Annotated in this window: 14 protein-coding genes; 1 reads left to right on the top strand and 13 read right to left on the bottom strand. The window is 46.0% G+C overall.

What is annotated here, in order from left to right:
* Positions 1–122 precede the first annotated feature (122 nt).
* From QT974_RS34790 to QT974_RS19180, 8 genes are all read right to left on the bottom strand, one after another.
* Positions 123–437: a DUF6972 family protein gene (locus QT974_RS34790; RefSeq protein WP_442933193.1), complete on the bottom strand. Its 315-nt coding sequence runs from the start codon at positions 435–437 to the stop codon at positions 123–125.
* A gap of 107 nt (positions 438–544) precedes the next feature.
* On the bottom strand, positions 545–1,369 hold the full coding sequence (locus QT974_RS19210; protein ID WP_333470032.1) for a peptidoglycan-binding protein: 825 nt from the start codon (positions 1,367–1,369) through the stop codon (positions 545–547).
* Positions 1,370–1,442: 73 nt separating this feature from the next.
* Positions 1,443–1,985, bottom strand: coding sequence for a hypothetical protein (locus QT974_RS19205; RefSeq protein ID WP_333470031.1), 543 nt, complete (start codon positions 1,983–1,985; stop codon positions 1,443–1,445).
* A complete protein-coding gene (locus QT974_RS19200; protein WP_333470030.1) occupies positions 1,982–2,476 on the bottom strand; it encodes a DUF4365 domain-containing protein in 495 nt (164 codons plus the stop codon). Before QT974_RS19200 ends, QT974_RS19205 begins: the two co-directional genes overlap by 4 nt.
* A gap of 208 nt (positions 2,477–2,684) precedes the next feature.
* Positions 2,685–3,629 carry a GDP-L-fucose synthase family protein gene (locus QT974_RS19195; protein ID WP_333470029.1) on the bottom strand — a complete coding sequence of 315 codons (945 nt, stop codon included), beginning with the start codon at positions 3,627–3,629 and terminating at the stop codon, positions 2,685–2,687.
* 528 nt (positions 3,630–4,157) lie between these two features.
* Entirely contained in the window at positions 4,158–5,189 is a 1,032-nt protein-coding gene (gene gmd, locus QT974_RS19190) for a GDP-mannose 4,6-dehydratase (protein ID WP_333470028.1), read from the bottom strand.
* A 227-nt stretch (positions 5,190–5,416) separates the two neighbouring features.
* Positions 5,417–6,148, bottom strand: coding sequence for a sugar transferase (locus QT974_RS19185; protein WP_333470027.1), 732 nt, complete (start codon positions 6,146–6,148; stop codon positions 5,417–5,419).
* Between the two features lie 253 nt (positions 6,149–6,401).
* On the bottom strand, positions 6,402–7,568 hold the full coding sequence (locus QT974_RS19180) for a glycosyltransferase (protein WP_333470026.1): 1,167 nt from the start codon (positions 7,566–7,568) through the stop codon (positions 6,402–6,404).
* A 300-nt stretch (positions 7,569–7,868) separates the two neighbouring features.
* On the opposite strand from QT974_RS19180, the gene QT974_RS19175 reads away from it, so the two are divergent.
* Complete coding sequence (locus tag QT974_RS19175; RefSeq protein WP_333470025.1) at positions 7,869–9,932, top strand: iron uptake porin; 2,064 nt, start codon at positions 7,869–7,871, stop codon at positions 9,930–9,932.
* Positions 9,933–10,175: 243 nt separating this feature from the next.
* Here QT974_RS19175 and QT974_RS19170 read toward each other — a convergent pair whose 3' ends face one another.
* From QT974_RS19170 to QT974_RS19150, 5 genes are all read right to left on the bottom strand, one after another.
* The gene (locus tag QT974_RS19170) at positions 10,176–10,433 is read right to left on the bottom strand and encodes a hypothetical protein (RefSeq protein ID WP_333470024.1); all 258 of its coding nucleotides are present in this window, start codon (positions 10,431–10,433) and stop codon (positions 10,176–10,178) included.
* 304 nt (positions 10,434–10,737) lie between these two features.
* Complete coding sequence (locus QT974_RS19165) at positions 10,738–11,166, bottom strand: response regulator (RefSeq protein ID WP_333470023.1); 429 nt, start codon at positions 11,164–11,166, stop codon at positions 10,738–10,740.
* A gap of 261 nt (positions 11,167–11,427) precedes the next feature.
* Positions 11,428–12,711: an RNA-guided endonuclease IscB gene (iscB, locus tag QT974_RS19160; RefSeq protein ID WP_333470022.1), complete on the bottom strand. Its 1,284-nt coding sequence runs from the start codon at positions 12,709–12,711 to the stop codon at positions 11,428–11,430.
* A 202-nt stretch (positions 12,712–12,913) separates the two neighbouring features.
* On the bottom strand, positions 12,914–13,120 hold the full coding sequence (locus tag QT974_RS19155) for a hypothetical protein (RefSeq protein ID WP_333470021.1): 207 nt from the start codon (positions 13,118–13,120) through the stop codon (positions 12,914–12,916).
* Positions 13,121–13,241: 121 nt separating this feature from the next.
* On the bottom strand, positions 13,242–13,628 hold the full coding sequence (locus QT974_RS19150; protein ID WP_333470020.1) for a response regulator: 387 nt from the start codon (positions 13,626–13,628) through the stop codon (positions 13,242–13,244).
* Positions 13,629–13,812 lie beyond the last annotated feature (184 nt).

The raw sequence follows: 13,812 nt of genomic DNA, 5'->3' as shown, positions 1-13,812 counted from the left end.
TCTGACATCTGCGGTTTCTGTATCAATCAAAGACTTATGCAATTCAAGTCTATTATTGTCGTTAAACATAGGGCAAGTACAGGAGCATCAAGAATTAGCGCATCGTTTGGGTAGAGACAAATCTAGGATAGCCCGGTGGTTAAAAAAGTATCTACGGGTGCATCTCTATTTTGCAGGGGCTCTCGCATTTTGGCAGATAATTTATTAGTGATAACCAGAGATTTACTGCCGAAATGCGAGAGCCCATACGAGTATATTTCCAAAAATGGGATGCTCCCGGCTTGTATCACTAAATCCATTGTGGCTCTGTGATTAAAAACATGAGCTTTTTCTTGTTTTCTCAGCAGTCTTTGTACCTGTGGCGTTTGGGGAAGATGTTTGTCAAATAAACTAATTCTTGGGTCTGGTATTAGTTCGCGGTTAATGCGACCTATCAACTAATTATATAGGATACTTGCAATTGCTCCTACCATAACCTTATATCAAAAGCGCTCTGATTTGAATTGAGGAGCGAGCGCTTTTATAATAACAGAAGACAGGATATTTAGACACTTTCCTCAATTAAATCTGCTTCCGCATCCCGCCGTCTCCCGATACCTTTTTCAATGCTCGTACCCACCCAAATTCGTTTCATTTCCCGGATTTGATCGGCAATTCCCTGCACATCTTTTTTTGGCACTAAATCGCGGATTGCACGCATTTCGCGGCGGCGGTTTCCCTCCATGCTCGGGCCGCGATTGAACACCAAACTTACCAATCCTCCTTGAACATCTGCTGGTAATTCTTCTAAACCTGGAAATGCAGATTTTGTCTGATTGTAAAATTTCGGCACTGTGACGACATTAAAAACTTCCCATGCTAATTCCCAAGCAATAATAATGTCTCGAACACTAGCTAAACGTTTTTTCGCGACTTCTCCTGTTAACTCGCAGCAGCTACTCAAACGGTTGCGCTCAACATCCGCTAATTTCTGCCAATCTTGGTTGAAAACTTTTACTGTGTTGTAACCTAGATCGTAGCCGATGCCGATCGTAATTCCCGATGCTCCTTCCGGCCAAGTTGGGCGCTGCAACAGCTTTTCGTAGTATTCCTGCCCGCCGCCGACCTCGAATTCTAAGATTAGCTCGATCGCCCTGTATGATAAAAGGGACGAGCCGAAAGGTTCCCCAGGGAACAACGCAGCGAGGGTTTTGGGGCCCGCGATGCCGTCTGCCAAAAATTTTTGATTGGTTTGAAACTGTTTGACGGATGCTTCTGTTTTCGGCCCAAACTTGCCGTCAGCAAAGCCTGGATTCAACCCTAACTCCAGCAAGCGTTTTTGCAGTTTCACAACATCGGAACCCGATGCACCTAATTTTAGAGTTTGCACAACCTGTTTTCCTGTAATGCGATCGGCACAATAATTTTTGCTTGATATTATACCACAACCAGGATTTCCCAAACTATTTAATTAATTCTGCCTCAGTCAGTAGGGCAAAATCGCGGGGATTGTTTAAAACAAAACCGTCATTTTCTTTAATTAAATCACCAAAACAGGTAACTGGCGATCGCGCTTCATAAGCCTTGAGAGCCAACTGATAATCATATCCGCTCAATTCCAGATTAATCTTTCTCAGCTTCCCCACCACAAATCCCATTAATGTAATTTGGGCCGCAGATTCTACCCCATACACTTTATTAATCCATCCTGAAATTGAAACATTAGGTAAAGCAGTGATTAAATCGCTGAGAATCTCTAGCTGAGAGCGATTTTCTATGACTTCTAGCGTCTTGAAAGCTTCAGCAATAAGCTGAGGAGCATCAAATTCTTGTCTCACAGGCTGCTTGATTTCAAAAACCTGACCAGCATCATTCTTTTTGTGCCAAATCCAAGTATTCTCATAAACTAAAGCAACTTTTTGCCAACCATTTGCCTCTAAGTGTTCCCCTAGCACATTTGGATCTATAGTTTGGAAAATTTCCTTGTCTTTTACAGTTACTTTCACGGTAAATCTCCTTGACTGAGACGCTGCATAATAGACTTGAGAGCCTCTACAGTGAACTGATTAGAGCGGGATAACTCAACTGTTACATTCGCTGTATTGAGTCTTTCTGGCTGTCCCCGCAGCGACACCCAGTAGGCGCAATACCTCATGGACATTTCGTTTTCAGACTGCTGCAACCAGTTTTCTAGATTTTCCGGCACTAAAACTACCACTAACAGGCGCGGAACCTGGGAATTAACGATCAAATCCCTGTAGTTTTTTATCCTCACCGGATATCGGATGAACTGCCCGTCCAGTACATCCCTTGAGGTACATTTTAATTGTAAGTTAAGCTCAGGGGAAAAAACTACTCCCTCACCGCCTCTTGCCACAATCTTCAAATCAATGCTATCGTCATCTACTTCTGGCTGACTGACAGAGAAACCTGCCACGGCTGCCACGGCACGTACATAAGCTTTGCTGAAAAGTTCTTTCTGCTGGTTCAGTTCCATTCTAAAATAAACATCTTGCGAAAATAATATATCTTACAATAAAGGTCTTCCACAAGTAATTATTGTAGGAGAGTTCTACCCGAGAGGCGATCGCTAAATATAATTTCTTAGTCCGCGGAGGCGGACATCGTTTGTATAGCCGCGGTTTCAACCGCCGCTTCCATAAAAAAAAGCCCCGGTTTATTGAATAAACCGGGTTTTTTTACACTCAAACTGCGTGTTTTCGATACCAATCAATCGTATTTCTCAAGCCTTCTTTAAACTCCACCTCAGCCACAAAACCAAACCTTTCCTTAGCCCTTTCGGTATCCAAACAACGCCGCGGCTGACCGTTCGGCTTGTCTGTTTCCCAAACAATTTCTCCCTCATATCCCATCAATTCGCAAATCGTTTCTACTAATTGGCGAATTTTAACTTCGCTATTTGTTCCCAAATTAACTGGGTCAGATTCGTTGTAAGATTGAGCTGCCATCACAATGCCGCGCGCGGCATCTGTGGAATACAAAAACTCGCGGCTGGGGCTGCCGTCTCCCCAAACTGGTAATGTTTTGTCTCCCCTTTCTTGCGCTTCGTGGACTTTGCGAATTAATGCTGGGATGACGTGGGAACTTTTCGGGTCAAAGTTATCTTCGGGGCCGTACAAATTGACTGGTAGCAAGTAGATACCGTTGAATCCGTACTGCTGGCGGTAGGATTGCAGTTGCACTAATAAGGCTTTCTTGGCTATGCCGTAAGGTGCGTTGGTTACTTCGGGATAGCCGTTCCAGAGGTTGTCTTCTTTGAACGGAACTGGGGTTAAGTTGGGATAGGCGCAAATCGTGCCGACGCAGACGAATTTTTCGACTTTTGCTTCGTAGGCTGCGTGGATTAGTTGCACGCCCATCATCAAATTGTCGTAAAATAGTTCTGCCGGTTTAATTAGGTTTAAACCGATGCCGCCGACGTGGGCTGCTAAGTGGATGATGATGTCTTGTTGGTTGGCGGCGCGCTGGCAGTTTTCCATGACGCGCAGGTCGCAGTCGCGCGATCGACTAACTGAAATTTTATCAGCATCCGCGCCTGCTTTGACTAATTGGTCGATTACCTGACGGCCGAGGAAGCCGGCGCCGCCCGTCACTAGAATGCGCTTGCTGCTTAAGTCCAAGCTGGTCATAATTTTATACCTCGGGATTTTCAATAAAGGTCGATCGACAATTTCCACTCTAAAATTGTTACTTTAGCAAAAAAGCTTTGCCCTACAGCACGCGCTTGCCAACAAATCTGTTTTAGCAGTCCCACATAGGGACAAATTGCCGTGCGTATCTGAGCCTGATATTTATCGGCTGCGAGTCCTCAACGATTGTTTTAATGTTTTTGTTGACCCGCACAGCAGAAAATTTGGCGAGCACTTAAGCTGGTTGTTTGAATGTCTTTGGCACAAAATAGCTGCAACAATCTTCTTTCTGATGATTTTTGTAGGGTAATCCCCGGGGTGCGCTTTTGGCGAATGCGACATACAGGGGATTTACCCAGACAAATTGTGAGCAGTGACTCCACCCTAAAACGAATACAAGTCCCCGACATGAGTCGGGGAGGATCAAAAATTTTCGGTTTTTGTTCAAATTTTTAGATTCAATGCGAGAGTCAATTTCAAATCCCAAATGGAAAATCTCAAATCGACACTCCGGCTTAGTTTTGCCGCTTAATCGAATCCGTTCCCGGAACCTCGCAATTGCTGTTCGAGAGCTTTGGTGTCAGCATCTACCATTAAATGTACTAACTCCTGAAAAGTTACAGAAGGTTCCCAATTTAATTGCTGGCGCGCCTTAGTCGAATCGCCAATCAATAGTTCCACTTCTGCAGGACGCAAGTAGCGTTCGTCAAACTCGACATATTTTTGCCAATCTAAATTGACGTAAGTAAAGGCCAAATCGAGAAATTCTTTAATGGAATGGGTTTCGTTGGTAGCAATGACGTAATCGTCAGGCTTATCTTGTTGCAGCATCAGCCACATCGCCTGCACGTAGTCTTTAGCAAAGCCCCAGTCCCGCTTGGAATCGAGATTGCCCAAATAAAGTTTTTTCTGTTTGCCGGCGACAATTCTGGCAACAGCGCGAGTAATTTTGCGAGTTACAAAAGTTTCGCCCCGGCGCGGAGACTCGTGATTGAACAAGATGCCGTTGCAGGCAAAAAGTCCGTAAGATTCGCGATAATTTACTGTTTGCCAGTGACCGTAAACTTTGGCGCAAGCGTAAGGACTTCTGGGATAAAAAGGAGTTGTTTCCTTCTGCGGAACTTCCTGCACCAAGCCAAACATTTCTGAAGAACCTGCTTGATAAAACCGCACTTCTATGCCTGTGCGGCTTTGGTAATCGCGAACTGCTTCTAGCAGGCGCAACACTCCCATCCCTACACAGTCAGCCGTATATTCCGGCGAGTCAAAACTAACTCGAACGTGGGATTGAGCGCCTAAGTTATAAACTTCTACAGGCTGAACTTGTTCCAAAATCCGGCGCAGAGTGGTACCGTCGGTTAAGTCGCCGTAGTGCAGAAATAACTGTGCCCCTTCACTGTGAGGATCGACATAGATGTGGTCTATGCGATCGGTATTAAAACTCGAACTCCGCCGGATAATACCGTGAACTTCATATCCTTTCTCTAACAGTAACTCGCTCAAATAAGAGCCGTCTTGACCTGTAATACCTGTTATTAGCGCTCGCTTGCGTTGCGTCATCTGATTTTCCTTTGACAGGCTGTGTTAATTCTCTTGGGACTTTCCGGGCAGAGGCTGTTGTTGCCTGCCGGTTCTATGCTCAAGCTCTACCTTAACTCACAATTCTTCGATCGGCATCAAGGAACTGTGAATCTTTTAGCAAAGAGTTTGCCGCTTGCTGTCAGTAGTCAGCATCAGTGGTCGGTAAAAAACAAAACTAACTACCGATGGCTGACTGCGGACAAAAATTAATATGCGCCGTTATTTTTGGGGAAAATCACAACTCCAATTGTTTTGAAAACAATCCACATATCCATCCAAAGGTTTTTGTCATTGGCGTAATAGAGGTCGATTTGGACTCGCCGGGGATAGGGAATGTCGTTGCGACCGGACACTTGCCACAAGCCTGTAATTCCAGGTCTGATGGTGAGAATTTTGTTGATGTGATGGCCGTATCTCGGCAGTTCTTCTTCAACTAAAGGTCTCGGCCCGACGACGCTCATATCTCCTTTTAAAACATTCCAAAACTGGGGGAACTCGTCTAAACTGGTCATTCGTAAAAATCTTCCAATCCAGGTAATTCGAGGGTCTTGTTTCAGTTTGAAATTGTCTTCAAACTCTTGACGCAAATCCGGAGATTTTTCCATGATTTCCAGCAAGATGTCATCCGCATTTTCCACCATCGTTCTGAATTTAAGGCAATAAAACATTTTACGGTTTTTGCCTACTCGTTCCTGTACGTAAAATATAGGCCCGGAAGAGCTTAAGGCGATTGAGAGAGCCAAAAGCAGGTAAACCGGAGCAAACAGGATCAGAACCGATAAGGAAAAGAGAATGTCAAATAACCGCTTGAAAAATTCTCCGTCGAGTCTCTCTAGAGAACGACTGATGCGTCTATCTCCTTGCAGGACAGACCCAAAACCGCGTCTTGCGATCGCTCGAATTACCTTGCCGGAGATTAGTTGGCTGTCGGCAGTCATCTTACTCCTTCACTTCACACCACACACAGTCATGATCATAAAGCCTCAAGACGCTTTGTTCTCTGAATTATGTTTCAAAGACTCAATTTTCTGCATTGACAAGAAGCAAGAAGCCAGAAGCCAGAAGCCAGAAGCCAGAAGCAGAAATGGACAAGGCACTTATGTAGAGAGGTTTTCAGCGCTTCTGAACCAATTGCAGAATATTTTCCAAGTCTCCGAGTCTGCCAGTGTCCCACTGTCACGACAGCCGCTCTCAAGTCCCTGACTTGGAAAAATCGCCGGATTTAAATTCCTGATAGCACTGTTCCACAAAAGCTAGATAGCGCTGCTCAAAGACTTGGGGGGCAAAGTTTTCGGCGTGCAACCTGCTGGTTTCTGGCACAAATTTTGCTTGCAACTGCTCAAATGCCTCGACGGCTTCGACTATTGCTGCTGCGGTTTGGGTGGGAAAAAATAAACCTGTCCCAGTCTCTGGGTGTTGGCGAATGTCGAGCACTGTCTCCAAAGCGCCGCCTGCTGCATAGGCAATTACTGGTGTCCCGCAAGCTTGAGCTTCTACTAAAGCGATGCCAAAATCTTCGCAAGCTGCATATACAAAGGCTTTTGCTTGGGCCATGTACTTTTCCACTACGGAGGCGGGCTGCCAGCCGAGTAGTTGCACGTTGGGTTTGGCGATTTGCCGAATCTTCTCTAATTCTGGGCCGGTGCCGATGACAATCAGAGTGTACCCGAGTTGATTGAATGCTTGGACGATCGCACTTACGTTTTTGTAGCTTACCAATCGGCACACTGTCACGTAAAAGTCTTGTTTTTGCCGCATCAAGGAAAATCTCTCGATATTTACCGGCGGATAAATTACTTGGGCGCGCCGCCGGTAGCACCGCCAAATTCGGCGCGCCGTGTGTTGGGAGTTGGCGATGAAATAATCCACGCGGTTGGCAGAAATGACATCCCACTGGCGCAGGCGGTGCAACAAATATCGCGTCAGCCAGCCCGGAATGCCCCGTCCGGCTTTGCTGCTGCGTAAATAGTCAAAAGTTAAGTCCCAGGCGTAGCGCATGGGCGTGTGGCAGTAGCAGACGTGCAGTTGCCCTGGACTGCTGAGGATGCCTTTGGCGACGGCGTGGGAGGATGAGAGGATGATGTCGTATTCTCGCAGATCGAGTTGTTCGATCGCGATCGGCAGAAATGGCAAATATTTTTGCACGCCGCTGCGGGCTGCGGGAAAGTGCTGCAAGAATGTGGTGCCAATCTGTCGCCCGAAAAGATAGCTTTCGGGATTTGCCGACTCAAAGTCGATGAGGGCATAGACATCTGCCTCGTCTATGTATTTGAGGATTTCTTGCACTACGAGTTCCGAACCGCCGGTAGCTAGGGGCGTCAACCATTCGTGAACTAGGGCGTATTTGAGTTTTTTCACTTGTATGTAGTCGATCGAACGATTTATTAGCGCCAATTCTGTCAATATTAGTCTTACCGAGGGATCGCTTACGCAGGAGCGAACCATCTACAGGGTTTTTACGTAAGTATCTAGCTCAAACCAAAGATTTTGGGAATAAACGCGGTTTTTGTGAAATCAGGGACAGCAAAACCGCAGATTTTGGCAACAATTCTGCGGATTGTTGACAAAAAATGCTATTAGACGGAATACTGTAGGTGATTTGCGATCGCCCAAATCTTCGGAACGGGCGATCGAACTAACGTGGTGTGAGGAACAAAAATGTCCAAATTTTTATGGAAGGGACTTCTAGTCAGTCCCGCTGTATTAGCAGCAAGTTTAGTCGTATCTTCGACAGCCGCGTCTGCAGAGCAACCTGTAGAAATTGCCGCCCAGAGAGCCAATCAATTGCAATTAGCAGGTGCCGCAACCGAGGCTGCACAGCCAGAAAAAGCAGCAGTGACGGCAGAACCAGCATCAGTAGTTAACAATTTAACTGTTGAGACTATTGAAAATAACAATCTCGCAGCGAAGGTAGCCCCAGTTGCCGAACAAGCCGCACCAGCCCAAAACAACTCAGTTGCAGCAGCAGACTTAAGCGAAACCACACCCGCAGCCGCGCCCGCCAACTTAAATGCCGAGCAACCTATCGCAGAGCAAATCCCCGCAGTCGCGCCCGCCAACTCCAGCGAAAAACCCGCTGTACCCACCAATGTCAGCACCGAAAAAGCGGCCGCCCAACCCGAGCAGATTTCCCAATCAACTGCTCCAATTGCGCAGCCTCAAGCGCCCTCAAATGTTTTAGAACAAATCAACCAATACAGCGCAGAAGGCAGCAGCGAAGATGCAGTCGGCCAAGTAACATCAGTTTCGCAACTTTCCGACGTGCGGCCCACCGATTGGGCATTCCAAGCTTTGCAATCCCTAGTTGAACGCTACGGTTGCATCGCCGGCTATCCTGACGGCACTTTCCGCGGCAACCGGGCGATGACTCGCTACGAGTTTGCAGCCGGTTTAAATGCGTGTTTGGATAAAGTCAACGAACTGATCAAAGGCGGTACCAGAAATCTAGCAACCAAAGAAGATTTGGCTTCTATCCAAAAATTGCAAGAAGAATTTGCCGCAGAATTGGCAACTTTGCGCGGCCGCGTCGATGCCTTGGAAGCGCGCACCTCTGAATTAGAAGCAAATCAGTTTTCAACTACCACTAAACTCAACGGCGAAGTAATCTTTGCACTGACAGGTATCGCCCGGGGAGAAGATGCTGAGGGCCGCGATGCCGATAGAACTACGGCTTTTGGCAGCAGGGTTCGTCTTAATTTTGACACGAGTTTCTCAGGTAAAGACTTGCTGAGAACTCGACTGCAAGTTTTAAATCTGGGTTCGTTTTCTACTAACAATACCAAAACTGCTGAAGGAGAATTGCGGTTTAATGCCGGGCCTTTTGGTACTGCTAGCAATACTGTTGGTTTAGATGCACTGTTTTACCAATTCCCCCTCGGCAAAAACACTACTGTAATTCTCGAAGCCAATGCCGGCGCTGCGGACGATTTTACCAACACAGTCAATCCTTACTTTGACGGAGACGGCGGCACCGGTGCTCTTTCTAACTTCGGTACTCGCAACCCGATTTACTATTTGACTGCCGGTACTGGTATCGCTCTGCGGCATCAGTTTGGAGAAAAACTTGAGCTGAGTTTGGGATATTTGGCCGGCAACGCTGCGAGCCCGACGCGGGGTAACGGTTTGTTCAACGGTTCTTACGGCGCTTTGGCTCAGTTCACTTTCAAACCGACAAGCACTATGGCTCTAGGTTTAACTTACGTCAATTCCTACAACTTCGTCACCGGTACGGGCAGCAACGCTTCTAATTTCCCGGTGCGTCTCGGTTCCTTCGGACTCGACAGCGACAATAATCTGCCTGTTTCTAGCAATTCCTACGGCGCGCAGGCTTCGTGGAGAGTGCGGCCGGGCTTGGCAATTGGCGGTTGGGCGGGTTACACTAACCAGCGCATTTTATCGAACTTGGCTACTCCTACCGGTTCTGTACAGCGGGGAGACCAAAAAATCTGGAACTGGGCTGTTACTGTGGCTTTGCCCGATTTGTTGAAAGAGGGAAATGTGGCGGGCTTTATTGTAGGTATGGAGCCGCGAGTGACAAGTTCTACTAATCGGACTTTGCCGGAAGATAAGGATACTTCGCTGCACATTGAAGGGTTCTATCAGTTTAAGCTGAGCGACAATATTGCGATTACTCCGGGTCTGATTTGGCTGACTGCTCCTGACCACAATAAGAGTAATTCTGATTTGGTGATTGGGGTGGTGAGAACTACGTTTACTTTCTAGGCTGAGTCATTTGGGATTTGGGATTTGGGATTTGGGATTTGGGATTTGGGATTTGGGATTGGCGGTTTTAATTGAATAAAGTTCAGATAAGACAGTCCTAAAAGCAAAAGGCTGTGAAAAACAGATACTGCGTTGGCGCAGCCTGCCCGTTGGCGAAGCCGCCCTGAAAGGGCTAGGGCTTATGCTTGTTTCATTTCTTTGGACAAATCCTAACCCAAGCCTATTGGGTTTTAATCTCAAATCTCAAGCCGCCAATTGCAAACTGGTTGAAAAACTTAGATTCTGTGGCACCAGTGCTTGATTGAGGCTTGCTACAGATGATGGCAATGAACAATATTTGTTAAGATTGTAAACAGGCATTTCTTGCCAGCAGTCGCGACAGAAGCAATAAACTTGTTGCTGGCGAAAGTGACGCAGCATGGGATTCGAGCAGCAGGGACACTTTGTATTCTGGCTAACTTGACTGAGGATTTGATTTGAGCTAGCTGCGTCGTCTGTCATAAAAACCTCTTTTTTAACTCAGATATATTTCACTCTTGTCAAGTCTTGCAAAAACATCATTGTTGGGCGGAGTGAGCGTCCGGGTTGTTTGCACTCGGCTAGCGCACAGGTGCGGATATATGAAATTGTTGATTTTTAAACGAGAGATTTTTACTGGCGACGCACCCTACGGCTACTAAGGAACCAGAATTAAATAACTTACAATTTTTTTTATTGTTCTTGTGGGATGGGCGGGATGTCCATCCCACAAATATGTGTAAATTATTTAATTCGCGCTCCTACTAAGGCTGATTGATGTGATATTCTAATCTAATTCCCAGCCTAATACCTGAGCAATCTGAACGGACAGCATAGCTGGATCGAGAGGATTTACAATCACTGCTGCTATTTTATCTTGTGGGAACAAGGTCTTTTGTAAATTAACCCATTTCGCTTTGAGGGTTAACAGTACAACCGGAATTCCTTGGGTTGCGGGTAGTGTGCTTAGTTGTTTGAGAAAGAGGAATTCATCCATGGCGCCAGTGGAAATATCCAAAATTATGCTATCGGGCTGATAGAGTATTGCTTGTCGCAAGCCTTCTTGGGTCGAATTGGCAACTCGCACGTTCCAACCTCCTAAATCTGTTAAACAAGCTTTTACTACTTCCTGCATATTTGGTTCTTTGTAAATCAGTAAAATTGTTTTGGTGGTCATATCAACCACTTCCAAAGCCTTCATTGAATTAGCATTCAAATATAAAGTGTTGGGTTGCTAATTTAAGTGTTGTGTTCACTTTTTTTAGCGATCGATCAAATTGGCAGTTGGGAGTTCAATCGAAAGTTTGGATTGCGGAGCTCTCAACTACCTAGCCAACTGAATTTCCACCTAAAATGCGGCAAGGGAGCGGACGCTATAGTTGAGGCGGACGCATCGAGCGTAGCGAGTACCGCCGATAACTTAGCGTCTGGGGAATTGCCGCCAGTAAATAAATTGAGCGATAGCAAATCCGTTGATTCAAGATGCATATTCGTAGCCATCAGCTCTGTGAATTGTTTTCAAATATTTGGGATGCACGTCAAAACTCTTTCCTCCAGTTGTTAACTTGAAACTTGGTTTGAATCGGATTGCAATTCGACCCGTATAGCTTCCTGCATACTTTCCAGTCAGGACATCAGCCTTAACCAAATCACCTGTCTGGAAACCCATAAAAAACTTTTGAGCAGGGGCATGGCGAATGGGAAAACCGTAACGGTCAGTACCGCAGCGCTGTCTTTTTCCATGCCCCATCGCTTTGATAACTAAAGGTTTTACCCCATTGAGAAGGAGTTTTTCAGGGGTTGATGCTCCAACACAAGCTGCATCAGTCCAGTGAGATTTTTCAATGCCTCTAGTTTTGCGGTTAAACTTTGTCCGCCCTCCAGAACCAACTTCTACTAGTAGCTCTGTTGATTGTAGTCGCCTGTACAGTTCCCAACGGGTTGCATTCACCGCAGCAGCGTCCTTGAGAGGAGCTTTAGCTTGAGCCAAAACACGCTTGAGAACTTCAGGTTTTTTCTTGAGGAACTCCTCAACTGATTTGTTCCCTTTAGCCTGGTTGCAAGAGTGACAACTCAGACAGAGGTTACTAACTCGATTAGAGCCGCCTTTGCTTTTGGCGAGGATGTGTTCTACCTCAAATGGGACATTTTCTACACCGCAGTAAGCGCATTTTCTGCCCCATTTTTGGAGAAGGTATTCCTTAACTTCAAAACCAAATAACTCGCCATGCTGATACTCTACCCCGCTAATTTCTGGATTCTCTAACTGCTGTAAATCGAACCGAACTAGCTCTTGAGAAATTGCGGTAACTGGGCTGAGTTTTCTGAGTCTTCTCACCCAAGTTTCGATATTGGCGATTCGACTTTCAAGAGAAGGTGGAAGCCATCCTGCTTTACGGGTTCTGTTTAAGAAACGAGGCTTACGGTAACGGGTTTTTCGATTCCGGCGACCTCTCCTTAAAGCCCTTCGAGACTCAAGAAAATCTTTGATTTGTTGTCCTCTCTGAGAAACCTCAAGTGCGTTTGTGACGCGACCAGTTTCTTCTTGAACAACAGCAAATCCTGTGACTTTAGAACCCGGATCTATTTTGATTCGATGAGAATGTGTGACTGATTCATAAATGGTTCTGTCTTGCAAAACAATCGTGAATGGATAGCGTTTGAATACATTAGCCCTCCCTTTGTGTAATAGTTCTCTCGCCCGTGCTGCATGGCAGGGGTCAAGAGGATTTAAGTTTTTATCTAGTACGAAAACGCGCATTACTGCTGCCTCTTATTTCTAGTTAAGTTTGCCTCGACGGTGTTAAGACTCGGTACTTTCTGAGTAACACTGGCTTTTCCGGATAACCTGTTTAATTACCCAGTTGTAGAGCTTGAAACTGGCACGCATTTCAAGGTACGAACTTTAACGCTTAGTCTTAACGGCTGCTAGTAGAACTAGCCGTCTGGTCAACAGGCTTTATTCAAGCCCACACCATACCCGCTAGGGTTGGTGTGCGGTAGTTGACACCATCGGGGTTGTTTCCATTTCGTAAATCGTAATGGCTGCGATCGGCGTTTCTGCTGTATTCCCAATCCACAGTGTTGATTGCTGAGTGCGATTGAGCAAACTGAGAAGATAAACCCTCCAGAGACTGGCTCGCATGATTTGATTCCTGAAAAGCATTCATTGACTGTCCTCCTATAGCACCCGCCATACCACCAGTTTTTGGTTCGATACTGGGACGGTAGATAGTAACGGTAAGGAATTGGTAAAGATTCTACAATCGTTACAAAACTTGATAAATCATCTTAAAATTCTTCATCCCAGCCCAAAATCTCTGCGACTTCTACCGTCAGGCTGGTGGGTTGGATGGGTTTGGCAATTACGCCTGTGACGCCCATTTCGGCAAATTTTGCCCGATCGCTCGGCAGGACTTTTGCTGTCAGCAGAATCACCGGAATCGCTCGCGTCTTGGGATCGGATTGAAGGCGATCGTACACAGCAAATCCATCCATTCCCGGCATAGATACATCGAGCAAAATGGCTGATGGTTGTTGTGTTTGCACTATTTGTAAACACTCTTCTCCCGATGCTGCTACCAGCGTTTCCCATCCGCCTAAATCTTCTAAGCACGCTTGCACCAATTCTCGGAGGTGTTCTTGATCGTCAACTACTAGAATTAATCTGTCAGTCATGGGATTTGAGATTTGAGATTTTGGATTTTAGATTGTTAATGTCAACTTAAGAGTAAAACGTTTGAGCAATCTTATGAGAAATCTCGTTTTTTACATCAAGTTGAGATCCCCCTAAATCCCCCTTAGGTCGGGGGAATTTAAGAGCAATTTCGGTTCCCCCTTCAGAAGGGGGAATTTAAGAGCA

Origin of the sequence: Microcoleus sp. BM001215392, from assembly GCF_036700185.1 — a bacterium.
Classification (GTDB): domain Bacteria; phylum Cyanobacteriota; class Cyanobacteriia; order Cyanobacteriales; family Microcoleaceae; genus Microcoleus.
This window is presented reverse-complemented; position numbering and strand designations above follow the sequence as displayed.